Consider the following 25,859-nt stretch of genomic DNA (forward strand, 5'->3'; position numbering starts at 1 on the left):
CTAAAGTTATTAAATTGCTAAAAGGGGTGCAGGTATGAAGAAGAGTTTCGGTATTGTAACGATACTATTAACACTAATTATTTTAGTATCCGGATGTAAATCACAGACGAAAGCACAATCAAAACCATATGATTCCAAAGTTTCATCGGTGAATAAGACAGCAAAAAAGATCAAGGATGAAAACAACATCACCAAGAAGGTATCGTCTTTAAAAGATTTAGAAGATGAATACCAAAAATATCAAAACAACAAAAAACACTACAAACAAGTAGATTCAGCATATCGTCATAATATAAAGACGATTAAGCATTCAATTCAGGACAAAAATAAATCAACAATAAAATCAGATACTACAGCGGGATCAAAGACAGAAACTCAAAAGACACTGGAAAAGAAAATTTCCAGTTTAAATGATTTAAAAAAGGAAATAACTCCTGAACGAGATGTGGTTTATACGGCTTCAGATTTTGAGTCTGTAAATAATGATATTGATAAACAAATCAATAATAATAAATCTCAAATCACTTCGTATATTCTTTCAACAGATTCTCCTCAAAAATATATCGACGCATATAAGCAATTTTCCATGAAGGGTAATCCTAAAGGTGCTGCAAGAGGCGGATCAGATATCCGTTCAATGGGATTCTATGAGGCAATTGGTTTGAATAAGACGGATTATTTTGCAATGTTCACTGGAACATTCGACTATTATGGCAATGCGGTTGAACAGGGCTGGATAACTCAAGCACAATCAGACAAAGCATTTAAAGAAGCACAGGATAAAATTCTGGCAGGTAAGTATGCGACACATCCGGTTAACATTCACAACATGAACTTTTATCAAATTGGTATTGGTAACTATTCTGGACTTGTCGGTTCGTGGAAAGAGATTGCTGAGGGAACTAACTTTAATAGAGGTGATGGTCCTCAAGATACGACTCCTTCCGGACAAAAGTTAACGATCACAAAAGATAGTATTAGTGACGGTCAAGTTATGATGAGTCGTAAATCAGGTGATGGAACATACTTTACAATTCAAGATGATTCTGGACAGGTAACTTTTGATGAAGAAGATGCACTTACATTGACGGCTGAAGTTGGTGCTCAAAATTATATGATTGTTTTTTATCCTAAAGGAGTGCCAATGCAAGATCAAACTGGCGATGATCCTAGTAAAGAACGTATTTTCATTCGAACAAGTAATAATGACTTTTCAGAACTTTTCGCACGAGACTAAAAAAACTCCTTGGTTTGAATATTTTCAAACTGAGGGGTTTTTATTATGGTTAAATTCTGCTCGATTCAGTGTACACTATTACTGATAGCTTAAATTATTATATTGGGGGAAAAGATATGAATTTTAAGTGGTGGACCAGAGATAATAGCTTGGAACTATTAATGATTACCTTGGGGTGTGCCATCTATGCCTTTAGTTTGGACATGATTTCTATTCCCAATGGTCTAGCTGATGGCGGCTTGAGTGGTGTTACATTGATTATTCGGTATTTTTTTAATATTAATCCTGGTATAAGTACTTTAATACTGAATATACCGCTGATATTAATTGGTTTTCGGTATTTGGGTAAGCGAGTTATGTTCTATACACTGTACGGAACTTTTTGCTTGTCATTATTTTTAATCCTATGGTCTAAACAAACCATCATTGGACCATTACCATTAAAACATGATCTATTGTTATCATCCCTTGCTGCCGGAGTATTATCTGGACTAGGAATAGGGCTAGTTTTTCGTTACAACGGGACAACTGGCGGTAGTGATATCATTGCACGTGTAGGACAAAAAAAGTTCGGTGTGTCGTCTGGTAAAGGAATTCTAATTATGGACTATCTGGTACTATTGTTATCATTGTCGTATTTGGATTTCTATCACATAATGTATTCCTTGATCGTTAGTTATGTGTTGGCAAGATTAATTGACTTAGTGCAAGAAGGTCCCAACCGCGCCAAAGCACTGTTCATTATTTCTGACCAATATGAAGAAATCGCTAAGTTGATCGATACGACACTGGAACGTGGATTGACATATTTGAACGCCGAAGGTGGCTATCAAAATGATAAAAAACAGATCATTTATTTGATAATTCAACCACGTGAAGTACCACAATTAAAAAGACTAATTCGATCCGTGGATGATAAAGCTTTTGTTTCAGTAATTGATGCCCATGAAGTAATAGGCGAAGGATTTAGTTATCAGCGAAAAAGATACCATATGAGTTTACGAAAACGTTAAAAAAGAGGTCGCTATCACACTTTAAATAATCAAGTGTGATAACAACCTCTTTTAATATATTTTAACTAAATATAAATTAATCGGAAGGATCGAGAATATTAACCAGCTATGAGAGTGGCGTTATTGCTTTAGCAATTACACCACCGGGCGAGTTGGAAAACTTGCCGAACTTGCAAGGTTTCAAACCTAGTTCCGAGACCTTGGCTTGGACCGTTCCGCATAGCAGGTGAATATTCTCGCTCCTGGAGATTACATCTCACTAATATCCAATAAATTATTCTTAGGATCGTGATACATAATAGCAGCACTACCCATATCCCTCAATTCACGCCACCATTCTTCTTGTTGTGGTGTAAGAGTAAGTTTGTATGTAATACGAATGTAGTTCACAGCACTAGCTGCACGTGCAGTTAAGTCATCAATATCAGCACCTTCATCAAGACGTTTGTAAGCCTTAAATAAAGGGTCTTGGAGACGCGTATTAGATGTTGAGTTGTACAAGTTCTTGATCAAAGCTTTAGCCTTGTTAAGTTGGTCGTTTGTTTCAGTCATTTTGTTACACCTTTCTAAAATAAGAAGATTTATCTATAAATATATTCCTCATATATATTGTAACTCGCAAAAATATCAACAACTTGACGAAACGACAATAGGTATATGAATTTTTTTTAGAGCAAACAAAAAAGAATCTATATCAAGCCTAATTAATTCAGGCATAAGATATAGATCCCATATTTATATATGTAAAATAAAATTAGTCCTGGAGACGACCACAAAACTATTTATTAAGGAACTTCTTATATCCTTCTTCATCCATAACATGATCGATCTCACCGATATATTCAAGATACTTGTTATCCTTAGTGAAACCATGCTTGAACTTATATAGTCCATCGCTAATGTCGAATCCAAAGATTCCACCGAAGTCATAGCGATCTCTGTGAGTTGCAATAGCATGTTCGATCATTTCCCATTGTAATAGGTGAGGTGCCATGAAATTACGGTGAGTATTCAAACTTCCACCATACATGTACCAAGCTTTGTCACCATATTCAAAGCAAATTGATCCGGCTATAACTTCACCATCAACTGAGGCTAGATAGATGCGCATCATATCTTTACCAGAGAAGGCTTCAACCATACGGTCAAAGTAAGCTTTAGGACGATAAGTAATATCGTGTCTGTCACTCATGATCTTGTATGTTTCGTAAAATTGGTCCATGAATTCTTGAGTGTCGCCACTTTCGACTGTAACACCCTTACGTTTAGCTAAACGAATGTTGTAACGTGTCTTTGAGTGGAATGACATTAGAACGTCTTCTGGGTCAGCATCTTTGATATTCAAAACGAAGTTGAAACGTGGTTGGATAGTACTGTGAGCTTCACTTAATGGAAGATTTCTGTTTCTCATAGTGTAACCATGAGCCAATAGTTTTTTGTTCAATTCTTCATTGAAAGGAACTTCTGGGTCGATTCTCAATAAGAAGCAGTTGTTTTCTTTTAGAACAGGTTCTGCTTCAGCAACTAAAGCGTCCAAAGTATCAACGTTGAAATCATCGCCAACGTAACCTTTTGAACAGTATGCAAGTCCATTGATAGTTAAAATAGACATAGCAGCTGTAGGGTTGTCGATGTCGCCTAAATAAACATAGAAGCCATCCCAGTTACTTTTAACGTGTCCCCATTCTAGTGTTTGGGTAACTGAAGTGAAAGCAGCATCCTTGATGTAATCTTGATATTTCTTTATTTCTGGATCATTTTTTGTAAGTACAGGCATTATAGGTTCTCCTTGTTAGTAAAGTATATTTGATATCGTTGCCAGTATTGGTGGTAATACTTATAAAGTCGCCAATTACGTTTGATGGATTTATCTAGTGAATTGTAGAGTGTATAAGAATACTTCTTTTGTTGGATCAACTTTTGAACTTTGGCTTTGATCTTATCGTTTTCGATATATTTTACGGCTAATTTCTTTGGAACCCCGAGCCATAAATGATCAGCTTTAGCAGCAACTGTTTCAGTAAAGGGTTTATTTAAGGCTAAGTCATTAACGACTTCAGCGAAGATATTATAACCGCTGGCAGTTGTGAAGTAACTGGAACGACCAGGACGGACGTTGACGTCAAAAGCTTTGAACTCTTCATCTCTGGCGTCGTATTTCAAATCGAAATTGACGAAGCCATGAAACTTGATCGTTTCAAGGAAGTTCTTTATTTGTTTGTAGAGTTTTTCATTGTAGTCATTAACAATGGCAACGTAGTTACCTATTAAATTAGGTGTGACATCTTCTAAGACGGGATGACCTAGCACCATCATTCGTACGTGTCCGTTGTGATCTACATAAGCGTTTAAGGTACGCATATGACTATCATCACCGGGGATGAACTCTTGTAAGATCATCGTGTCAGAGTATCCAGCTTGATAGATTTTATCGACAGTTGAGCTTAATTCGTCAGCGTCGTCTAGAATGAAGGCTTTTTTCTTTCCATCAAAGTGTAATCCGAGATATTCAGTTGTATTTGCTGGTTTTAAAGCTACTGGAAAGTCGAACTTAGAAATAAAGTTGTGATAATTTTCAGTAGTGATCAACTGTGTCCCTGGAATTGGCAAGCCGGTTTGTTCAGCTAACTTATAGAATTTATCTTTATGAGTTAATGAAGTAAGTAATTCTTGGTCAATAAAAGGAACGTCAAAAAGACCCTCAAGCTCACTTTTATTACGGATCACTTGTTCAGCATACTGATCACTGGCAGCAATTATAATTAAGTGTTGATAGGTTTTCTTTAATTCTTTACCGGTTTCGTTAATTGCGTTAACGAATTCCTCATCGTTAGTAAAGTGTTTGACAATAACGTTTAGAATTTTGGAATCCCTAGTCATGATCAGATTTCCACGGCCAAAACAAGTTGGTTTGATGTGAAAAGCTTCATGCAAGGAACGCGCAATTCCGTAGGCGTTGTTATCAGTCCCCAAAATTATTGGCATAAAAGTTTCTGTTTGTACCATCATACATCCCCTAATGATTATTTCATCAGTTTATAGTTTGAATAAATAGAGTCAATTGAATCCTCAATTCTAAATGGTATCACAGAAAGCATTATTATAGGAAATAATTTTCCGAGTTTAGAGATAGCATCCTCATAAAATGATATAAAAATTTGAAGAAATTAAGTTAGTTTTGAATCAGTATTACTCACGAACAAAATCTCAATTATCATCGGAACAAAACTAGATATTAGGAATAAATATCCATATAAATAAAATTGCTTTATTTTAATAACCCCCATTTAATCGGGATTTTAATAGATGTATAATTTAGCCGTTAAATTTAGGGAAATGGGAGATTAAAATAATGAAATTTAGATCAAAACCGGTCGCAATTATTGCCGCATTGGCTATGGCGACTACTGGAGCAATTACAGCTTTATCAAGTAATAGTGCACAAGTAGATGCTGCCACTGTTGCGACAGTTCATGCCGGAGTTACAGCAAGACTCTATACGGCAGACGGTGTTATGGTTTCTAATCGTGCACTTGCACCAAGCACACCATGGCAAGTAGGCAAAACAGCTACTATTAATGGAGAAACAATGTACCAAGTTTCTACTGATGAATATCTTCGTGCCTCTGACTCAACGTTAACAGGCCAAGATACTCCAGCCCCAACACCAGCAACTACTTTAATAGCAACTGTTGGTAACAAACCAGCTCCATTGTATCTAACAGCTACAAAAGGTGATCCACAACCATATAGTGAATTAGCTGCTAATACATCTTGGAAAGTTAGTCGTGTTGTCACAAATGGAACTGACACATTCTATGAGGTTTCACTTGGTGTATTCATAAAAGCTACCGATTCAAGTTTAAATATGACACCAACAAATGTTGAGACTTATTCGGGATTCACAGCATATTTAGGATATAAATAATATTTGGGTTAATAGATAGGGGAGAATCATGCAGAAAAAGTTAAAATTGGCGGCATTATTATTTATTGGGGCACTTATTTTGGCTGGATGCAGTAGTCAAAGTCAAAGTAGTAATAATAATTCTGGCAGGAAGACAACTACTTCAAAAGTAAGTGACAATGGTCATAAATCTACTACTAGAACTAAGCAGGGGGATACGCTTTGGGATAGCAGTAAAGACAGCAAGTTAAAGAGCTTTATCGATCAATGGGCGCCAACTATGAAGCAATCATATGTTAAATATAATGGGAAGAACTCTTTAAAAACTTCGACCGGAACTAGATATCCCGATGACTTGTCGAATGTAACCGTTGAAGGCGCTAATACGTCGATTGGCTGGAGTAAAGATGGTGAAGGTAATTACGACTATGACGTTGTTGCAATTTATAATTACGATGGCACGGTTCCTCCATTACCAAATCACATCACTTATTTCTTCACTTTTCACAAAGGACAACCAATCGTCTTAGTAGATCAAAGTCGTGATGGGACACCTAATCTAAAGGAAACAGAAAATAATGACGTTAAGTCAGCCTTTTCTAATATTGCGGCTGGTAAGAGTACAAGTACAACAACTAATAGTAATAGTTCCAATAATAGTCAGGCATCATCTAAGAAGAATACTACAGCAAATGTTACTGATCCTAATGTAATTGGATTGATGGTGTATCAATACTCTAGACCTAAAGATGATGGTATATCCATGGAACCCGATTTAGGAGTTTATAGAGATGGTGATAAATATTGGATCGGAATAGGTACTTTAGCTTCAAGTGTTGCCTATAAGTTCAGTGGTAATACAGTTACTTACTATACTAAAGATTTCAGTGGTGGACAGTCAGATGCAGATGCACCACTAGTTCCGCATGATATTAGTTTGAAGATGTTGGTAGATAAATTTTATTCAACTGATGCAGATAAACAAAACGTTGATTCAGTAGCAGCCCAAATGCCTGCCATTTCAGGTGATTAAAAAAGCTTCAGGAATCCTTATATTAGAGGATTTCTGAAGCTTTTTTTGTTTTGTTATATTCGATGTTATTGTTTTGTATTCTATTAAAAGTACAGCGTACTAATAAACCTCGAAGACTTGACAGGTCGAATGGGCTTATTTTTTAGTTGAACACCTGCCACCACTTGGGTGGAGTTGTAATGGCAAACCTCTGCAGGGTTTGTCATTTTTATTACACTTATATTTTAGCAGGTATTATTTCAATTTTCTATTAAATAGAATCTTTAGATATGAATTTAGTATTAGGATTTGAGCCTGTGTAATCATACAATGCATTGAATTGACCAAATGTATCGTAATCCCAGTCAGCATCAAAAGCAGCAGCATTACCACTGATACCTAAACCAACGTTAGGACCTGAATAGATCAAAGCGGCACGGTGTCCGTAGTGGCCTTTTTGTCCAGCGCTGGTTAGATTATTTCCTTCGTTATACCATCGTGACAATAGGTAGTAGGCTGTATCTTTGTCAGATGTAACGTAGGCCCATTTAACCAAGTAATCTAATCCTGCACCGGATAAATTCTCGGAAGTACTTCTAGAAGCAGTTGAGTGATCTAGAGTATTACCAACCTGTTGTTCAGCACGTTGTTGAGCGTAGTTCATCATATCTGATGTTACGGTAACAGGTGCGGTACCATTAGCCTTGTGCAAAGCATTCAAGTATTCACCAAAGTATTTATTGATGTTTTCCATGTTTGGCTTGTAGGTATTTACTTCGTTACCAGTATCAGGATCAAATGTCTTATTAAGATCAGTTAGATGGCTTACTTCTACATGAGGAAGAGTGCCTTCATCACCATGAACTTGATAGTTATATAAGGTGATATATTGATGATTAGAAATTTGATAGTATGTTTTGCCTGTTGATGATTCAAAAACGGATTTTGAAACAACCCAATCTGAATATTGATCAACACGACCGTTAATTGATCCGTCGCGGTCGTCATAAGTATTTGCATAATATTGTTCAATTAGGATATCTACTGGACGACTGTTTTGGTCATCGTTACTTCCTGTCAAACTAGCAGTATCAGTCGACTTCAAGTATTCATTTGTTGAAACTTGGTAGTAGTCGATGCCATTCATTTGAATAGTTTTGCCAACTTGCCAAGGTGTATTAGCAGCAAGTCCTCTATTCTGTACGAGTGTACCGTCTTGTGTGTATAGACGTGTTACAGAGACGTTTTTTGTTGTAGCAACCTCTGCAGCATCGGCGGTGTTGCTTAGTGCAGAACTAGTAGCAAAGGCAGCTAGAGCCAATCCAGACACAGCCAGTGACTTTAATAATAATGATTTCATTAGTTTCCCCCTATAACTTAATAATTCTCTTATTAAGGATTACAAATCCTATATTAAGTTAAATATTTGGTTCTTTCAATATATTTCTAAAGATGAGATAGATAAGACGTAAGCTCTTTTATTTGACAAAAAATATCGAAAAATTGGACTTTGTTAAAAGTCATATTGTTACTTAATCCATAAAATATTAGATATAGGAGTTATTTTTATTATTAAAATACTTTGTTGATTTTGCACTGTTTCGTATATATACTAAAATCAAGTTCCATATAAAAGCGCTTTCGGGGGGATTCAATATGAAAAAGAGAATTATGGGTAGTCTATTTGTTGCTGGAATGACAGCCGTTACAATTGGTGCATTTAGCAACTTAACAAACGTATCAGCTGCAGGTGTTGCTACAACATTTGACAAGATCGTACGTATGTACAAGCCAAATGGGGATTTGGTAACGAATCGTGCTTTAGGAGCACACACTCCATGGCAAGTTGGTGAAACTAGAACCATTAATGGTGAGACAATGTATCAAGTATCAACTTCAGAATTTGTTAAGGCTGGAGATGTGTCTTATGATGCTGGTCCTGGTGGCAATACAGATGCTAATACAGATAACAAGGCCAACTCTAATGTTGTTATATCTACTTATTATTCGATTGGATATAATGATAAAGACGGAACAACTACATCTTTACATGTCAGTTCTACAAATCCTAGCTTGATTGGTTCATTCAAAGTAGGCAGAATTGTTAACAATGGCATTAGTACATATTATCAAGTTTCAACACATACTTGGATCGATGGAGCTGGCAGAGGTGATGATGATTTTTACAAGCCTACAGTTACCGGTGACCAAACGATTGAATATGACGACAATTTCAGTCCTGTTGGTAAGACTGTATTGGGTATGACGGCTGACGGTATTCGCAATATGTTAGTAAACGATTACCAATGTGATGCCACTGCGTTAGCCGCTGTTCCAGATAATTGGCTACTGTTCAATTACGCTGATTTTGTTGAAGCACAAGATCGACCAAATACTGGATTTGTTTCTTATATAAATGACACATATCCAGATGTTCATGGATATGCATTTGGTCTTTGGGTGGAATAAATTAAATTAGTAATTCAAAAGATAATTGTAACGATATTAAATCGTACTGTTGATGCAGTACGATTTTTTTGACAAAAAATATCGAAAAATTGGAATTTGTTTTGAATACGACATAATATGTCGCACCCATATGCTATGGTATCCACATAAATGATCGTTACAGATGTGGAGGAATGGTTATGGATTCTAGGGATGACTTTTTAATAAATTTGAAAAAATTGCAGGATCTGAAATTTATGATTTATGAATTCAGCAATAGACGTGTAGACTTCCATGATTTTGGAATCCTTACATTGGATCTTCGAACAGAGTCGATTGAACTGGATGCAGAATATAAGCAACTAAAAAAGGACCACACAATTGAAGAAATTGCATGGTCCATCGTTCATAAATATGATTTATAGATCTTTTATTTTCATAATCAGTTTAGCCAACTCGCGGCGTTTATCTTCAGGAAGAGTAGATAAGTAGTTGATCAGATCTAATGTGTCAGGATCTTGTAGGTTTTCATTCAAAAAGAAATCACGTAATTGTAGGTTTAATGCCTGTGCAATATCGTTTAATTTTTGAATCTTGATGTTATCTAATTTTCCGCGTTCAATTATCGAAATTAAGCTGGGCGATGATCCAGATTTTTCGGCTAACTGTTCGATAGTCATATTCAGAGCTTTTCTTCGTTTTCGAATTGTCTTGCCGATCTCTTCAAGCATGAACTTCCCCCAATTTAAGTGTTGTGTCTGTGAATTCAATCTTAATGGAATTTTTATGCTTGTGACAGATTAGCATATGTATCTTTTTACTATTAATCCACATGTGTATACATCATTTATAAGAATTTTTTCTATTTAATAGGATAAATCATGACGAAATGTCAAAATTTATTTGGTTAAAAGTGCATCGTACCGAGTACTTTACTTAGTATTATATGTAGATATTTTTCTTGAAACTAAAATAATCGGTTGATTTTATGTAATTGCATATATATAATTAAATTAATTTCAATATGTGTATATATATTAGGGGGATTCAATATGAAAAAGAAAATTATGGGTAGTATAGTTGTTGCTGGAATGGCAGCGGTTACAATTGGCGCGCTCAGTAACTTAACAAACGTATCAGCTGCAGGTGTTGCTACAACATTTGACAAGATCGTACGTATGTACAAACCAAATGGTGATTTGGTTACAAACCGTGCTTTAGGGGCACATACTCCATGGCAAGTTGGCAAAACTAGAACCATCAATGGCGAGACAATGTACCAAGTATCAACTTCAGAGTTTGTTAAGGCAGGGGATGTGTCTTATGATGCTAATCCTGGTGGCAACACGGATACAAACACTAATACAGATAATAAACCTAATTCTAATGTTGTTATAACTACTAATTATTCAATTGGATATAATGACAATGATGGAACAACTACAGATGGACATATAAATTCTAAAAATCCTGACTTGATTGGTTCATTTAAAGTAGGCAGAATTGTTAAGAGTAGTATTGGAACGTTCTACCAGGTATCAACACATACTTGGATCAATGGAGATGGCATGGTTGATGGAGATGGTGATGATTATTACATACCTAAAGTTACCGGTGACCAAACGATTGAATATGACGACAATTTCAGTCCTGTCGGTAATACTGTATTAGGTATGACAGCCGACGGTATTCGCAACATGCTAACAAACGATTATCAATGTGATGCCACTGCATTAGCCGCTGTTCCAGATAATTGGCTATTATTCCATTATGCAGATGTTGTTGAAGCAGGAGACCAACCAGATACTGGATTTGTTGCTGTTATAAATGAAACATATCCAGACGTTCACGGTTACTCATTTGGCTTTTGGGTAGAATAAAATCTTAGGGGAGATTTATGATGAATAAAAGAACAATAGGCAGTTTATTTATTGCCGGAATGGCTGCATTAACTGTTGGTATTTTTAGTAATTCAACAGATGTTTCAGCATCCGGAGTTGCTACAACATTCGATCACGTTACACGTATGTATAACAGAGATGGAGATTTAATAACAAATCGTGCTTTAGGTGCTAATACTCCATGGCAAGTAGGAATATTTGCTGAAATCAATGGAGAAAAAATGTACCAAGTTTCTACAAATGAATTTGTTAAAGCTTCTGAAACAAGTTATGAGGGTCCAGTTGTTAAGAGTATTACGGATGATGATTTAAGAGGAACATGGATAAATGGTAACATTAGATATTATTTTAATGTTGGTAGATTAATTATTAACAATAATAGTGAAAACACCAGATATGACGGTTACTATACTATTGCATCTGTAAAGGGTGACCAAGTCACAATAGTGTTTAATGATGATGATTCAGAAGGCTGGACTCAAACATTTACTTATGATGGTAATTCATTGACATCTAATTCAACAAGTTTGGTTTTATATAAAGTAAATTAATGCTAATTTAAAAGATAATTGTAACGATATTGAGTCGTACTGTTGATGCAGTACGACTTTTTAAATTAAAACGGGGGATCTTTATGAAAAAACGAGGAATATTTTTACTTGGAATTATTGCACTTCTATTAGTAATTACTGGATGTGCTAGTCAAAGTAAACAAAGTGCACCAATAAGTAAAATTGAGACAAAGCAATATGACAAACTTTCTAAAAGTGATCGTGATAATATTCAATTTACCTTCAAACGTCATGAAGGCACGATTGAAGGACAGGGGCAGATTGATTTAACAATCAAAAACCAATCGAATAAGAATATTAAGTTTGATTTAGAAGATTTTAAATATTTGGGAGCAGATAGGTTAAAATCTGATAAATCAGGAATTAAGACAATTAAGTTAAATAAGAAAGTAACTATCAAAGGCATTTTTAAAGATATTGATGAAACTGTTTTTAACGATCCAGGACTATTCTGTTATAAAAGTACTGATTTCAAATTAGCATATTTAGATGGTAAAACTTCTAGATCAAGTAATTTGAGCGATTCACAATTAAAGAAAGAATATAGTGATTTTATGTCGAATAAGAATGACGTAACAATGAACTCTGAAAGTTCAACTATTGATAACAATGATTCGAGTGGTAAATCTACTGATAGTTCAACTACAACTGATGATGATAGTTCCGATTCAAACAATGATGACTCAGACAATAATCAATCTGGAAGTAGTAACGCCGTTAATAGTTCTGATGAGGCTATAGCCTTGGTTCAAAAGTCAAAAGATGTCGGTGAATGTTTTGCTTTTCCAAACGACGATAACGATAATACATACCTTTATGATACGAGTACCGGACTTCAAGGTTATTGGATAGGTATTGCTTATCATGGCGCAAGTGGAATCACAACATATCCAACACAATATACGGTATTGACTGATGGAACAATATTAGATGGTAGACCTGATTTAAATTAATATATTAAGGAGAAAAAATAATGAAAAAGAGATACTTAGCTGTAATTCTCTTCTTAATACTATTAATTTCAGGATGTTCAAGTAGTAATGGTACTAATAGAGAATCTTCTAAAACAGACAAAGAAACTGAGACTTATTTTTTTAATAAGATATCTAGTGAGAATAGTTCGAATGTTAAATTCTCGTTTAAGAAAAACACAGGAACAATAGTTGATTCTAGTACGATTGATTTGACGATAACCAATCAATCTAATAAGAATATCAAATTTGACCTAAATGAATTTATTTTATTGAGTGCTGACGATATACATTCTGCTAAATCAGGGATCAAAATAATTAAGCCTAATAAAAAAATAACTATTAAAAAGCTTTTTCAAGATGTCGAAACTGACGTACTAGAAAATCCTGGATTGTTTGTTTATAAGAATGATAATTTTAAATTGGCTTATTTAAATCCTAATAATGATACTTTTAGTTCGAACAATTTGAAAAATAGACATTTAAAAAATGATTATAAAGATTATGTTAATCAAAAAGGTAGCACCACTGTAGATTCTAACAAATCAAATAATAGTACAACTAATGAGAACTCAAATAACAATGATACTAGTTCTGATAATGATTCGGTGAATGCTACAAGTGATACTAAAAGTAACGTTGTCAATAGCGAAGGCCAGGCTATGGCACTTGTTGAAAAGCAAAATGGACCAGCTATCGATGACGAAAGCTATTCGTATAACTCTGGTATGTGGGACACTGCTAGTGGTAAATCTTACTGGGTTATTTTAACTAAACCCAATCCTGATGCTCCCGATATACAAATGCCTATGGGTTCATGGATGGTGTATCCAGACGGAACGATAGTTTCAGGTAGACCAACTGGTAATTCAAATTAGAAAATAGTTGACGTAATTCTCAATATCACAGGTAAAAACTACTCATAATATTTCAAAGTTTTTAGCAGTTCACTTTTGACTTCTTCTACCAATGAAGCGGGAGATTTAACTCGCACTCGAGGTCCTTGTTCCATGATCCACAAGATTAATCCCTGCATATAAGCACTACCCTCAATCAAAACTTCACCGTCTAATTCTTTCTTGATTTTAGCATTGGGAAAATGATCCAAAGCTGTTTGCGGATATCCAGAATAATACAGTTCAAAATTATTTTCTTTGCCATCACTTATGAGATAAGTTTTATTTATTTCTTTACCGTCGTCTTTTTTGATTTCCCATGGTAAGCGAATTTTCTTATTTGGTAATGGTTTGATGGTTTGAAAACGATCTAAGCGATGCAGGATATTCTTATTATATTTTTCGTTATACGTTACGACGTAAAAATAAAAATTATCGAAATACAGACTAATGGGCAATTCAATATCTCTTTTGATTTGCCGCAGGCCATTTAAATAAGTAAATTCAATGGCTGTATTTTCTGAGATATATTTAGAAAAGTTTTTGATACGAGGTAATAGGTCATAATCTGATTTGATCGGTACGTACTTTGATGTGGTACTACTGATCAATTTTTTAGCTAATGGTTGATCTTCTACAGATAGTCGGTTTAATAGTCTATCCATCAGCTGTTCTAATTCGGTTTTATTGAAGGCACGTGTACCGATGACAATTTTTAATAATGCTAATGTTTCTTCAAAAGAAAAGTCTGACTGTTCTTTTAGATAGTATTCTTTTCGTTTGAGATCATGGATGTAAGAGACGTTAAAATTACTTTCTTCTATAGTATCCTTAATATCTCGCAAATATCTTTGGATAGTTTTTGTCGAACAATGATATCGTTCTTTTTCGTCGTCCATGGTGAGTTTGTCGCCTTGGAGCATGCGGATTAACATTTCGGTTATGTGTTTGCTGGCATTCATGATATTCTCCTTTCGTATTATTATAATAAAAACTTTAATGAGTATTTCTCTATCTTGTAAATAATCTAGGCAACTATACTAAAGGTGAGAGAGTTGTACTCCCTCAAAGATATACCTACGTTTCTTTAATGTTTCCCTGATTGCCGACCCAAACTTCCCGTGGGTCGGTATTTTTTTGACCACTTATTCGATAAAAGTGACCACTTAGACAAATGGGCTATCAAGTAACTGTTATATGTGGTGTAATATTTTTAGCGAAAGGGTTGTGGGACGTGAAAATAAGGGTAGATGTTTCGCCGAAGTATTCAGAAAAAGAGATCGTGATCAAATCTCCTGAAGAAGATGACGAATTAAAGCAAATCGTAGATAAAATTAAACATATTGAAAGTGAATTCAGTCAAATAAACGGTTATATCAATGAAACGGTTTATTCGCTTGATTTAAAAGAAATATTATTTTTTGAGACTAATGAGCGCAATGTCTATGCTCACACCAAAAACAACGCCTTTTTGATTCATTACCGACTGTATGAATTGGATAATAATTTGCCGGATAGCTTCTTGCGGGTGTCCAAATCTGCAATTATCAATGTTGATGAAATCATTTCATTGTCACGGTCGGTAACGGGAAATTTGGTTCAATTTAAAAATACCTATAAAACGATATATGTTTCAAGAAGATTTTTAAAGGAATTGAAAAATAGATTAAATCAAAGGAAGTTTTAAAGATGAGAAATAGAAATGGAATCTTTTGGGGACTGTTTATGTTGATAAGTGCCGGCATTCTGATCGTCAGTCAGATGCATTTGATCAGCTATACATTCAGTTTCTGGACTGTAGTTGTAACAATTTTCTTGGTAGCTGTTTTGATCAAAAGTTTAGTTTATTATGCAATACCGGGAACAGTATTTTCACTGGCATTTCTGGCAATCTTGTATGCTAAACCACTTGGTATAACAGCAATTGTCCCTTGGACGATTTTAGGTGCGGCTTTGCTGATAACGATTGGCTTGTCGATGATATTGCATCCCTTTTTGGCTAAGCATAGACCATGGATGAGATTCGATCATCATGGTAGAAGTTGGCATAATCCTAGAATGCATCATCATGTTGACCATGATGTGGATGTTGAAACGACTGATCGATCGGATGTAAATGTCAGTGTTAGAATGGGTAGCAGTGTTAGGTATGTGACTTCAGATGATTTTAAAGAAGCCAATGTCGATGTATCAATGGGTAATGCCAAAGTTTACTTTGAAAATGTAACAGTTGAAGATACAGCTATTATTAATGTTGATATATCGTTGGGAAATGTTGAATTATATGTTCCTAAAAATTGGAACATTGTAAAAGAGATTGATGATAGTAACATGAGCGGAATAGGTGAGGAAGGTTATCCAAATATTACTGAGGATAGCCCGGTAATTACTGTTCATGGTTATCTATCATTGTCAGGGTTGAAAATAACTTATATATAGAAATAAGAGAGTGCGACAAAACATGTTCAGCTTTCGAGCATTAAGGCAAATGGCTCCAGTAATCCGATTTTGGATTACTGGAGCCATTTGTTTTAAGCGGAAAAATCTATGTTTTGTTACACGTTTATGCGCTGTATATTTAGGACAAGAATATGTCACAGCTTTTTTACTATTTAATTATATTTAATTTTATGCGATCGTCAGAAATATCTTTAGGAGAAAATTCCTCACTTGTTTGACCAACTGTTAACGCGAATAGTGCGGTAAATCCATCTGGCAAAACGGTGTTTGGAATCAGATGAATGCTGCCCATATTGTAATTGGCTCCCAGTCCTTGATCTTCAGCAGCGAGTTCCATATTGTGGACGATAGCTCCGGCTGAAACGTATTCTGCTTTAGTAGGATCTTTGGCAGAAACTACTATCAGAGTTGGTGCATTATAAATGCCAGTTATTTGTGAGAGGACTTGCTGATCCTGAATGACGGTCAATCTGTAATCATCGTAACTACCTAATGAAACAGGCGCAGCATTAGCGGCCAGGATAATTTGATGTAGCTGGTTGTCATTTAATTGGCCAGAATATTTACGAATCGCTTTACGTGAATGAATCATCTTTAAAGTTTCCATAACTAAACACTCCTTTTTGGTACAAGTCCATTTTATCGCATTGAATTATTTAAACAAAATGAATCATAAGTATAACTTATCAATCATCAATTTTTTTAGAATTGGTAAGAGACGAGTTTACTTGTAATATTGTCCTCGAAAGTTAGTTAATACACGGAGGATATATAAATGAATAATGAAGTAGTCGTATTATTTGGTGCCGGAGCTATCGGCGAAGCAATTGTTAGAAGAGTATCTGCTGGTAGAAAGTTACTATTGGCTGATTATAGTGAAGATAAGTTAGCCGAAATGAAACAGAAATTGTCAGAAGCTGGATTCTCAGTTGAAACTATTAAGGCTGATCTATCTTCTAGAACTTCTATTAAAGAAGTAGTTGCCAAAGCACAATCACTTGGTGATATTATGGGATTAGTCAATGCTGCTGGAGTTTCACCATCACAAGCCAGTGCTGAACAAGTTTTGAAAGTTGATCTTTATGGAACTTCCGTACTATTAGAGGAATTTGGAAAAGTTATGGCAGCAGGTGGTTCAGGAATTGTTATTTCGTCACAATCAGGACATCGTTTGCCAGGATTATCAGTTGAAGACAATAAATCATTAGCCATGACACCAACTGAAGAATTGCTGGACTTGCCAATCTTGCAAGAAGACGTTATTACTGATTCATTGGCCGCTTATCAATATGCCAAAAGAACTAATGTTTTACGTGTCGCCGCTGAATCAGTCAACTGGCAAAAACGTGGGGCAAGAATAAATGCCATCAGTCCTGGTATAATTATGACACCACTGGCTTTGGATGAATTGAATGGACCAAGAGGAGACGGATATAGAAAGATGTTTGATTCTATGGTCACGAAACGTCCAGGTACACCAGATGAAATTGCCAGTTTAGCAGAATTATTAATGGATCGCCGCAGCGCCTTTATTACCGGAAGTGATTTTCTCGCCGATGGTGGAATTACTGCACAGTATTGGTATGGAGACGTGGACGAAGTTAGAAATTAAGAGCGGTTCAATGAGCGGTAATACATGAGCATTACCTAGGATAACCAATTTGTCACGTAGTGGCACATTGATTATCCGTAGTAAGCGCAGTGTATTGCTCATTGTAAGCGCGTTTCAAAAGCACAAAAAAGAGGGAGATTTTAATGTGAAAGCAACAGCCTTTATTGAACCAGGAAAAGTTGAAGTACAAGACGTAGAGAAACCTAAAATTGAAAAACCAACTGACGCTATTATTCATGTTTTACGTTCCTGTGTTTGTGGATCTGATTTATGGTGGTTCCGTGGTATTTCCGATCGTGAGAAGAATTCTTTAGTAGGTCATGAAGCAATCGGTATCGTTGATGAAGTAGGTTCAGAAGTTACTGATGTTAAAAAAGGTGACTTTGTAATTGCACCATTTACACATGGTTGTGGTCACTGTGCTGCTTGTTTGGCAGGATTTGATGGTGATTGTATGAATAAAGAAGAAGGCGGAAATGGCGGATATCAAGGCGAATACTTGAGATTTACTAATGCCAATTGGGCCTTGGTAAAAGTTCCCGGATCTCCAAAAGATTATTCAGATGAAACAATCAATTCTCTTTTAACATTAGCTGACGTTATGGCAACTGGTTATCATGCTGCAGCAGCTGCTGAAGTAAAGAAAGGCGATACTGTTGTTGTTATGGGTGATGGTGCCGTTGGATTATGTGGTGTCATTGCTTCTAAGCTTCGTGGTGCTAAACGAATTATTGCCATGAGTCGTCACGAGGATAGACAAAAATTAGCCTTGGAATTTGGTGCAACTGATATTATTGCTGAACGTGGTGACGAAGCTGTTCAAAAAGTTATGGAACTAACAGATGGTGGAGCTGACGCCGTACTTGAATGTGTTGGTACAGAGCAATCAGTTGATACAGCCGTTAAAGTTGGTCGTCCAGGGGCTGTTGTTGGTCGTGTCGGAGTTCCTCAAAAAGCTGAGATGAATACAAACAACTTATTCTGGAGAAATATTGGCTTGCGTGGTGGAATTGCATCAGTTACTACTTATGATAAAGAAATTTTATTGGATGCAGTTTTGAAAGGTAAGATCAATCCAGGAAAAGTCTTCACAAAACGTTTTGCATTAGACGATATTCAAAAAGCTTATGAAGCAATGGATAAACGTGAAGCTATCAAGTCATTAGTTATTGTTAGTGAAGGATAATATTTAAAAATAAAGCATGATTTCGAAATTATTCGAAATCATGCTTTTGTTTTTAGTACAATTAAACTAATTGATTTAATAAAAGGAGCAAAAATATGTTCCAACAAATGCAATATTTCATATCTATCGTAAAAAATCATAGTTTCACACAAGCGGCCGTAGAATGCCATATTTCTCAGTCAGCTATTTCTCAACAAATGAAAGAATTAGAGACTCATTTGGGAGTTAAATTACTCGAAAGAAAAGGCCGCAGTTTTGAAGTTACTGAAGCTGGACAATATTTCTATACACATAGCCAGGACATTTTGGATAATATTGATACGTTAGTAGAAAATACGGTCAAGATTGTTAAGGATGAACAAGTTGAATTAAGAGTTGGTTATCTTAAGAATTTTGGTACCACAGAATTTTTACAAACAGTCTCGAAATTTTCTGAGGACTTTCCGCAAGTAAAAATTAAGATCAATAGCGGTAATCACGAAGAATTGTATGAGTTATTACGTACAGGAAAAGTGGATTTGAATTTTTCTGACCAACGAAGAGCACTGTCTAATGAATATGTGAATGAGTTTTTGACGGATAGTAAATTTATGTTGGCTATAAGCAGAACATCTTTTGCTGATATTAATGATCAAATGGATATCTCACAACTGGCAGATATTCCCTGTGTCTTGATTACTGCTAACGATCAAAGAGAGTCTGATGAGGCATATTATCGAGAGATTTTAGGTGTTAAAAGTGAATTCATTTTGGCCGCAAATTATGACGAAGCTCAAATTTTAGTGGCATCAAATCAAGGCTATTTGATTGTAAACGATCGGACAGAAAAGCAATTGAATCCTGGAATCGTTAAAACAGTTAACTTAATAAATGCTAAACAACAGATGGTCCAAAATTACTATGCTTATTGGAAAGCTGATAATTCTGGCTATTATATTGAATCCTTTGCAAAATTACTTAAAGAAAGTTTTGCATAAGTTAGACTTATCAGTTAATCCTCGAATTGAAATAGCTCTATATCAGTATTTTAGGTATTATTTTCATGAAGTTAAGGAGTGATATTTATGACTGATAAAGAAAAAATCATTGAATTATATCGTGATGAAAATAAAGCTATGGTAAGTAAAGATATTAATAAATTAAATGAAATTTTGAACGTATCAATGCATTTAACTCATATGACTGGCTACGTTCAGTCCAAATTAGAGTGGATCGATCAGATTCAAAATGAAGAAATGAAGTATTTGTCATCGGTTGAAGAAAATATCAAAGATATAAAAATTGCTGGCAATAAGGCTAGTTTGATTGGTCAAAATCAAGTTAGGGCAAGCATCTGGGGTGGAGGCATCAATACTTGGCCACTGGAAATGAAAATGTATTTCGTTAAAGAGAACGGTGATTGGATCATAGCTGATCAAGTTGCCAGCACATATTAAAAACAGAAGAGTGACCAAATATAGTCAGATTTTGAGCATTAAGAAAAACAAGACTAGTAATCCAATTTTGGATTGCTAGTCTTGTTTATTTTAAGCGGAAAAAGCTATGTTTTGTTGCACGATTAAGCTTTAGCATTAATGGAATCAGCACTTTCTAACATCTGATAGGTTGCTTCAAACGTTGGACAGACATCTCCAGGAATGGCGTAATTTTGAGTGGTTTCACGAAGTTGATCAAAGTCATCATCCAAATTTTGATCATTTTCAGCTGCCTCTTTTAGGTTAAGATATTCTTCTCTAACAGCGAATACTTCGGGATGATTTTTACCATGTGCAATCGTAATTGCTTTAGTGAATAAATCTAACTTTTCTTGATTTTTATTTAAGTAATCTTTAACAGCAGTCATGTATAAAACCTCTTTTCATTTGATAGTTTTAGTTTATATGAAAGCGGTTAAAAGTTACTTGATTTAAATCAAGAATCCTAATTATTCTTGCGTATTTCGTGCTTTACTTTCCGAGTTGCTAAGAGAGAATTGTCTTCTTTCGTAATGGGTTTTGATAGTTCTTGAAGACGATCACTTTCATTTGGCAAAAGAGCAATCATTCTTTTAAAGGCAGTGTTTTTAGAATCATCATCAATTGCATTGTAGTATCTCATTAACATTAATGTGAATTCTGCTCTGTCTAAATCATTGATAGGTAAAATCAAATAATTTCCGTTTTTGAGTGCACCGATTGCTGAATTGGCAGCGATTAAAGCAGTTCGCTTATTACCATCTTGAAAAGGCTGAAGTTTAGAAATATCTGCGAATACTTTCCAAGCATCGATTTCGCTTTTTTTAGAATTATTGAATGTAGTAACGATATCATCCAAATCATTTCTTGAAATTACATCAGGAGGAAAATATGCATCCGTGCTGTCACTACTTATCAAAATGGCGGTTCTGTCATCAGGATTATAATATGAATTTCTGAGATGACCAGGTATATTAGGCTTTTCGTCTGAAGGAGAATCGAATTCTTTGTTTATGGCAATGATTCCATCCGTATTGAACCCTATTTTTTTAATAGCATTAATACCTTTTAGAGAATCGTTAAAAATAGCAATGTCATCTCTATCTTGCCTTAAAGGTTTAGTGGAATTTTCATCTAATGCTTTTTTTGTTTGATAGATAGTACTTCCATATCCGTTTAATGAGCCTAATGATGCAATGAATCTTGCAAGTGCCGTATTATTCATATAATCACCTCCCAATTTTAAGATAAGTTTACTATCTTTTAGCTAAAATCCCTATGATGTTGCCATAATAAGTAAGATCCACCGATAAGAAATACGATGGAATATTTGATCAAAAAGAAAATCTGCCACATGAATGCGTGTGGAAGAACAAGGTCGCAGATTATAAACGTTACGAACATAAATAGAGCAGAACTGGCAAGGATTTTGCTAGTTCTTTCATCTCCGCTACTGAAAAAATTCCAGCCAAGGAATAGATAAAATCCTCTAAGTATAATTATCAAGCTGATAAAGAATACTGCAAAAGCTCCTCCGACTAATTGATTCCAGTGGGCAGTTGATTCTGAAGACCAAAGAAGCAGTCCAGTGAATAGTCCATTATTGATCATTGTTGTTTCCTTCCTCATATTGAAAAATTTCTTTTAGCGGAACTTTAAAATAATCTGAAATTCTAAATGCCAACAAAAGAGTAGGGACGTAGTTACCTTTTTCCATAACAAAAATAGTCTGTTTGGAAACTCCAACTTTATCTGCTAATTCTTGTTGTGACATTCTAGCTAATACTCGATGTTCGTAAACTGTGTTCGAGATGTTGTCACCAAAATCTTTTTTCATATATCTAACCTCATGCACGTATAATAACTTATAGTTTTAAAAAAGTAAAGTAAACTTATACTCGGGCGTATTACTATTTATAGCTTGATAAATGTGTAATAATGAAATTAGAAATGATTTTGGTATGGGAGGAAAGTATTATGGCAGATAAAGAATTTACTTTAGAAGAGTTGAAACAATATGATGGACAAAATGGCAACAAGGCTTATGTGGCTATTGATGGCGTAGTTTATGATATGACAGATGTTAAACCTTGGGCAGGAGGCAAGCATCATGGAAATACTGCCGGAAATGATCTATCTGATGTGATCATTCACGCTCCACATAAAAAATCAGTTTTATCCAAGTTAACTGCAGTTGGTAAATTAACTAATTAAATTTTATAGATTAATAGAAAATAAATTAGTCGGAAGGGATGAGAATATTTACCAGCTGTGGAAGTGGCGTTATTGCTTTAGCAATTACACCACCGAACGTATTTGGAAATTTGTTGAACTTTACAAGGTTTCAAATCGAGGATGGAGACCTTGGCTCCGTCCGTTTCGCACAGCAGGTGAATACTCTCATCCCTGTAGACGGCTAACTTTAAAATAATTCGATCCGTTATTCTAATAAGAATAACGGGTTTTTAATATGAGTGAATTAATATTGAAAGTCGTATAATAGAAGTATTATAGACATTTAGGGAGGATTTTATGACTGAACTAACGCATTTTTATCAAAAATTCCAGCCAACACATTATGATATCTATTTAGATATTAATCGAGAAACCAAAATGATTTCCGGTAAGACAACTATAACCGGTGAGGCTAAGGTTAAGAATATTTCGATCCATCAAAGTGGTTTAACTATCAAGTCCGTTCAAGCGGGTGGACAAGATGTTTCCTTCACAACAGAAGACCAAAATGATGCACTAAATATTGATTTAACTAAAATTGGCGAAGTAACTTTAACAATTAAATACACTGCACCTTTGACAGATTCTATGATGGGAATCTATCCTTCATATTACGAAGTCGGTGGCGTTAAGAAACAAATTATCGGTACACAATTTGAGACAAACTTTGCTCGCCAAGCATTTCCATGTATCGACGAACCTGAAGCTAAAGCTAAATTTGATATTGCTATCAAGTTTGACGAAAAAATTGGCGAAACAGTTTTAAGCAATATGCCAGAAATTAAGACAGAAAATGGCGTTCACTATTTTGATACTACTGTTCGTATGTCTACATATCTGATTGCTTTTGCCTTTGGTGAACTACAAAGTAAGATAACAACTACTAAGAGTGGCGTAAAAGTCGGAGTCTTTGCTACCAAAGCCCACAAAGCTAATGAATTAGACTTCGCTTTAGATATTGCTAAACGTGCGATCGAATTTTATGAAGATTTTTATCAAACACCATATCCACTACCACATTCATGGCAATTGGCTTTACCAGATTTCTCAGCCGGAGCTATGGAAAACTGGGGTCTAGTAACTTATCGTGAGGCTTATTTAACACTTGATCCAGACAATACGTCACTTGACACTAAACAATTAGTTGCCACAGTTATTACTCATGAGTTGGCTCACCAATGGTTTGGTGATCTTGTAACTATGAAGTGGTGGGATGACCTCTGGTTAAATGAAAGTTTTGCAAATATGATGGAATATGTTTCAGTTGATGCTATCGAACCTGATTGGCATATTTGGGAAATGTTCCAAACTTCAGATGTTCCAGCCGCTTTGCAACGTGATGCAACTGACGGAGTACAATCAGTTCACGTTGATGTTGAAGATCCAGCTGAGATCGACGCTTTATTTGATAGTGCTATTGTCTATGCTAAAGGTGCCAGAATGCTTGTCATGATGCGTGCTTTAGTAGGTGATGATGCTTTACGTAAAGGATTAAAGAATTATTTTGCAGCACATCAATACAACAATGCCAAAGGTGCTGACCTCTGGAATGCCATTGGGGAGGCTGCCGGTATGGATGTCGCTACGATCATGAATACATGGTTGGAACAACCAGGATATCCAGTTGTCAAAGCGTCAATTATTGATGGAGAATTAACCTTGTCACAAGAACAATTCTTCATTGGTGATGGTGTAGATAAAGAACGTCAATGGCAAATTCCTTTGAATAGCAATTACGATGCTGCACCTAAGATAATGGCAGATAAGACTGTCGTTGTTGGAACTTATGATAAATTACGTAAAGAAAACGGTAAACCATTCCGTGTTAATGTTGGCAACAATTCTCACTTTATCGTCAAATATGATGATGAATTATTGAAAGATATTTTAGATAACGTTGACTCGTTGGATGCCATTTCACAATTACAAATTTTGCAAGATCTACGTTTATTGGCTGAAGGAAAACAAATTTCTTATGCTGAGATCGTACCATTGTTACCAAAATTTGCTGCAAGTCATTCAAACGTTGTTATTGCTACGTTGTATCGTGTCGCAAATGATTTGAAGAAGTTTGTTACTCCAAATTCAGATGAAGCAAAATCATTAGAGAAATTATTTGATAAATTAAGTTCAGATCAAGTAACGAGATTAGGTTGGCAACCAAAGTCTAGTGAATCAAACGATGATCAATTGACACGTCCATATGTTTTGAACGCATCATTGTATGCTAAAAATCCAATTTCAATTGAGTCAGCACATGCCATCTATGCAGATAACGAACAACAAGACTTATCCGCTATTTCTGCTGATATTCGACTATTCGTCCTACGTAATGAAGTTAAAAATTACGGAACAGAAGAAGTATTTGATAATTTGCTGGATGAATATCGTAAGTCATCAGATGCTAGTTACAAAGAAGATATCTGTGCCGCTTTAACAGCAACACCAGATGCTAAACTGATCAAAAAATTAGTTGGATTCTTTGAAGATTCAGATACGATCAAACCTCAAGACTTGCGTGCATGGTATCGTGGCTTATTAGCTAATGATGCTGGACAACAAGCAGCTTGGGATTGGATCAGAAATGACTGGCAGTGGTTGGATGATACCGTTGGTGGAGATATGGAATTTACAACTTATATCACTGTTACATCAATGATCTTCCATACACCAGAACGTTTAGCTGAATTCAAAGCTTTCTTTGAACCTAAGCTAAATACACCAGGAATGACACGTGAAATAAGTATGGATATTAAAGTCGTTGAAACACGTGTCAAGCTGATTGAAGCCGAGAAAGATTCTGTAAATTCAGCAGTTTCTGAGCTTGCCGATTAGTCAAATTTTGAAGTAGAAAAGTTAATGTGCAGGTGTTACACTTACGTCGTAAAGAGTTTGAAACATATGTACAAAAAAACCAGTAGTCGTCAGCTACTGGTTTTTTCTTTGTTTAAACGT

Annotated in this window: 29 protein-coding genes; 18 read left to right on the top strand and 11 right to left on the bottom strand. The window is 35.3% G+C overall.

The features are described 5' to 3' along the window. Nucleotides 1-34 precede the first annotated feature (34 nt). Together EKM60_RS02815 and EKM60_RS02820 are read left to right on the top strand one after the other, a co-directional pair. Nucleotides 35-1,237, top strand: coding sequence for a hypothetical protein (locus EKM60_RS02815; protein ID WP_125712232.1), 1,203 nt, complete (start codon nucleotides 35-37; stop codon nucleotides 1,235-1,237). 116 nt (nucleotides 1,238-1,353) lie between these two features. Continuing rightward, nucleotides 1,354-2,250 carry a YitT family protein gene (locus tag EKM60_RS02820; protein ID WP_125712234.1) on the top strand — a complete coding sequence of 299 codons (897 nt, stop codon included), beginning with the start codon at nucleotides 1,354-1,356 and terminating at the stop codon, nucleotides 2,248-2,250. Nucleotides 2,251-2,499: 249 nt separating this feature from the next. Here the strand turns inward: EKM60_RS02820 and EKM60_RS02825 are convergent, their stop codons facing one another. The 3 genes from EKM60_RS02825 to EKM60_RS02835 form a co-directional block, all read right to left on the bottom strand. Beyond that, nucleotides 2,500-2,802: a hypothetical protein gene (locus EKM60_RS02825; protein ID WP_125712236.1), complete on the bottom strand. Its 303-nt coding sequence runs from the start codon at nucleotides 2,800-2,802 to the stop codon at nucleotides 2,500-2,502. A 226-nt stretch (nucleotides 2,803-3,028) separates the two neighbouring features. Then, a complete protein-coding gene (locus EKM60_RS02830; protein WP_125712238.1) occupies nucleotides 3,029-4,027 on the bottom strand; it encodes a lipid II:glycine glycyltransferase FemX in 999 nt (332 codons plus the stop codon). Continuing rightward, entirely contained in the window at nucleotides 4,027-5,259 is a 1,233-nt protein-coding gene (locus EKM60_RS02835; RefSeq protein ID WP_164508299.1) for a carboxylate--amine ligase, read from the bottom strand. The genes EKM60_RS02830 and EKM60_RS02835 overlap by 1 nt, the downstream gene beginning before the upstream one ends. 343 nt (nucleotides 5,260-5,602) lie before the next feature. On the opposite strand from EKM60_RS02835, the gene EKM60_RS02840 reads away from it, so the two are divergent. Together EKM60_RS02840 and EKM60_RS02845 are read left to right on the top strand one after the other, a co-directional pair. Next, a complete protein-coding gene (locus EKM60_RS02840; RefSeq protein ID WP_125712242.1) occupies nucleotides 5,603-6,178 on the top strand; it encodes an SLAP domain-containing protein in 576 nt (191 codons plus the stop codon). 28 nt (nucleotides 6,179-6,206) lie between these two features. Next, nucleotides 6,207-7,190, top strand: coding sequence for an Lreu_0056 family protein (locus tag EKM60_RS02845; RefSeq protein WP_125712244.1), 984 nt, complete (start codon nucleotides 6,207-6,209; stop codon nucleotides 7,188-7,190). 250 nt (nucleotides 7,191-7,440) lie between these two features. Here the strand turns inward: EKM60_RS02845 and EKM60_RS02850 are convergent, their stop codons facing one another. Further along, nucleotides 7,441-8,529, bottom strand: a complete 1,089-nt coding sequence (locus EKM60_RS02850; RefSeq protein WP_125712246.1) for an SLAP domain-containing protein — start codon at nucleotides 8,527-8,529, stop codon at nucleotides 7,441-7,443. 296 nt (nucleotides 8,530-8,825) lie between these two features. Between EKM60_RS02850 and EKM60_RS02855 the strand changes: the two genes are divergently transcribed. Both EKM60_RS02855 and EKM60_RS02860 read left to right on the top strand, forming a co-directional pair. Then, nucleotides 8,826-9,638 (top strand): SLAP domain-containing protein, encoded by an 813-nt coding sequence (locus EKM60_RS02855; protein ID WP_125712248.1) that lies wholly within the window; start codon nucleotides 8,826-8,828, stop codon nucleotides 9,636-9,638. Between the two features lie 179 nt (nucleotides 9,639-9,817). Beyond that, nucleotides 9,818-10,042, top strand: coding sequence for a hypothetical protein (locus EKM60_RS02860; RefSeq protein WP_125712249.1), 225 nt, complete (start codon nucleotides 9,818-9,820; stop codon nucleotides 10,040-10,042). Here the strand turns inward: EKM60_RS02860 and EKM60_RS02865 are convergent. Beyond that, nucleotides 10,037-10,348 carry a helix-turn-helix domain-containing protein gene (locus EKM60_RS02865; protein ID WP_125712251.1) on the bottom strand — a complete coding sequence of 104 codons (312 nt, stop codon included), beginning with the start codon at nucleotides 10,346-10,348 and terminating at the stop codon, nucleotides 10,037-10,039. The genes EKM60_RS02860 and EKM60_RS02865 overlap by 6 nt on opposite strands. 321 nt (nucleotides 10,349-10,669) lie before the next feature. Here EKM60_RS02865 and EKM60_RS02870 point away from each other — a divergent pair, with 321 nt between their 5' ends. From EKM60_RS02870 to EKM60_RS02885, 4 genes are all read left to right on the top strand, one after another. After that, complete coding sequence (locus EKM60_RS02870; protein ID WP_125712254.1) at nucleotides 10,670-11,497, top strand: hypothetical protein; 828 nt, start codon at nucleotides 10,670-10,672, stop codon at nucleotides 11,495-11,497. A 17-nt stretch (nucleotides 11,498-11,514) separates the two neighbouring features. Next, complete coding sequence (locus tag EKM60_RS02875; protein ID WP_125712256.1) at nucleotides 11,515-12,069, top strand: SLAP domain-containing protein; 555 nt, start codon at nucleotides 11,515-11,517, stop codon at nucleotides 12,067-12,069. An 83-nt stretch (nucleotides 12,070-12,152) separates the two neighbouring features. Then, nucleotides 12,153-13,043, top strand: coding sequence for a hypothetical protein (locus EKM60_RS02880; RefSeq protein ID WP_125712258.1), 891 nt, complete (start codon nucleotides 12,153-12,155; stop codon nucleotides 13,041-13,043). A 20-nt stretch (nucleotides 13,044-13,063) separates the two neighbouring features. Further along, on the top strand, nucleotides 13,064-13,939 hold the full coding sequence (locus EKM60_RS02885) for a hypothetical protein (protein WP_125712260.1): 876 nt from the start codon (nucleotides 13,064-13,066) through the stop codon (nucleotides 13,937-13,939). Between the two features lie 38 nt (nucleotides 13,940-13,977). Here the strand turns inward: EKM60_RS02885 and EKM60_RS02890 are convergent, their stop codons facing one another. Then, on the bottom strand, nucleotides 13,978-14,919 hold the full coding sequence (locus EKM60_RS02890; RefSeq protein ID WP_125712262.1) for a helix-turn-helix transcriptional regulator: 942 nt from the start codon (nucleotides 14,917-14,919) through the stop codon (nucleotides 13,978-13,980). A 272-nt stretch (nucleotides 14,920-15,191) separates the two neighbouring features. On the opposite strand from EKM60_RS02890, the gene EKM60_RS02895 reads away from it, so the two are divergent. Beyond that, nucleotides 15,192-15,644 (top strand): LytTR family DNA-binding domain-containing protein, encoded by a 453-nt coding sequence (locus EKM60_RS02895; protein WP_164508300.1) that lies wholly within the window; start codon nucleotides 15,192-15,194, stop codon nucleotides 15,642-15,644. Between the two features lie 2 nt (nucleotides 15,645-15,646). Continuing rightward, complete coding sequence (locus tag EKM60_RS02900) at nucleotides 15,647-16,396, top strand: LiaF transmembrane domain-containing protein (RefSeq protein WP_125712266.1); 750 nt, start codon at nucleotides 15,647-15,649, stop codon at nucleotides 16,394-16,396. A gap of 169 nt (nucleotides 16,397-16,565) precedes the next feature. Here EKM60_RS02900 and EKM60_RS02905 read toward each other — a convergent pair whose 3' ends face one another. Then, nucleotides 16,566-17,024, bottom strand: a complete 459-nt coding sequence (locus EKM60_RS02905; RefSeq protein ID WP_125712268.1) for a nitroreductase family protein — start codon at nucleotides 17,022-17,024, stop codon at nucleotides 16,566-16,568. A gap of 168 nt (nucleotides 17,025-17,192) precedes the next feature. Here EKM60_RS02905 and EKM60_RS02910 point away from each other — a divergent pair, with 168 nt between their 5' ends. The 4 genes from EKM60_RS02910 to EKM60_RS02925 all read left to right on the top strand — a co-directional run bounded on the left by EKM60_RS02910 (nucleotide 17,193) and on the right by EKM60_RS02925 (nucleotide 20,651). Beyond that, a complete protein-coding gene (locus EKM60_RS02910) occupies nucleotides 17,193-18,029 on the top strand; it encodes an SDR family oxidoreductase (protein ID WP_125712270.1) in 837 nt (278 codons plus the stop codon). Nucleotides 18,030-18,174: 145 nt separating this feature from the next. Continuing rightward, nucleotides 18,175-19,215 carry a zinc-dependent alcohol dehydrogenase family protein gene (locus tag EKM60_RS02915; RefSeq protein ID WP_125712271.1) on the top strand — a complete coding sequence of 347 codons (1,041 nt, stop codon included), beginning with the start codon at nucleotides 18,175-18,177 and terminating at the stop codon, nucleotides 19,213-19,215. A 95-nt stretch (nucleotides 19,216-19,310) separates the two neighbouring features. Then, the gene (locus EKM60_RS02920) at nucleotides 19,311-20,192 is read left to right on the top strand and encodes a LysR family transcriptional regulator (RefSeq protein ID WP_125712273.1); all 882 of its coding nucleotides are present in this window, start codon (nucleotides 19,311-19,313) and stop codon (nucleotides 20,190-20,192) included. Between the two features lie 87 nt (nucleotides 20,193-20,279). Next, a complete protein-coding gene (locus EKM60_RS02925; RefSeq protein WP_125712275.1) occupies nucleotides 20,280-20,651 on the top strand; it encodes a nuclear transport factor 2 family protein in 372 nt (123 codons plus the stop codon). Between the two features lie 122 nt (nucleotides 20,652-20,773). On the opposite strand, the gene EKM60_RS02930 is transcribed toward EKM60_RS02925, so the two are convergent. From EKM60_RS02930 to EKM60_RS02940, 4 genes are all read right to left on the bottom strand, one after another. Continuing rightward, nucleotides 20,774-21,058, bottom strand: a complete 285-nt coding sequence (locus EKM60_RS02930; RefSeq protein WP_125712277.1) for an iron-sulfur cluster repair di-iron protein, ric — start codon at nucleotides 21,056-21,058, stop codon at nucleotides 20,774-20,776. A 77-nt stretch (nucleotides 21,059-21,135) separates the two neighbouring features. Next, the gene (locus EKM60_RS02935) at nucleotides 21,136-21,894 is read right to left on the bottom strand and encodes a Fic family protein (protein WP_125712279.1); all 759 of its coding nucleotides are present in this window, start codon (nucleotides 21,892-21,894) and stop codon (nucleotides 21,136-21,138) included. Between the two features lie 38 nt (nucleotides 21,895-21,932). After that, the gene (locus tag EKM60_RS11090; protein WP_164508301.1) at nucleotides 21,933-22,280 is read right to left on the bottom strand and encodes a DUF2178 domain-containing protein; all 348 of its coding nucleotides are present in this window, start codon (nucleotides 22,278-22,280) and stop codon (nucleotides 21,933-21,935) included. Next, nucleotides 22,270-22,506: a helix-turn-helix transcriptional regulator gene (locus EKM60_RS02940; protein ID WP_125712281.1), complete on the bottom strand. Its 237-nt coding sequence runs from the start codon at nucleotides 22,504-22,506 to the stop codon at nucleotides 22,270-22,272. Before EKM60_RS02940 ends, EKM60_RS11090 begins: the two co-directional genes overlap by 11 nt. Nucleotides 22,507-22,646: 140 nt before the next feature. Here EKM60_RS02940 and EKM60_RS02945 point away from each other — a divergent pair, with 140 nt between their 5' ends. After that, entirely contained in the window at nucleotides 22,647-22,883 is a 237-nt protein-coding gene (locus EKM60_RS02945; RefSeq protein WP_125712283.1) for a cytochrome b5 domain-containing protein, read from the top strand. A gap of 318 nt (nucleotides 22,884-23,201) precedes the next feature. Further along, a complete protein-coding gene (locus EKM60_RS02950; protein ID WP_125712285.1) occupies nucleotides 23,202-25,739 on the top strand; it encodes a M1 family metallopeptidase in 2,538 nt (845 codons plus the stop codon). Nucleotides 25,740-25,859: the final 120 nt, after the last annotated feature.

It is taken from the genome of Companilactobacillus kedongensis (assembly GCF_003946625.1).
Classification (GTDB): Bacteria; Bacillota; Bacilli; order Lactobacillales; family Lactobacillaceae; genus Companilactobacillus; species Companilactobacillus kedongensis.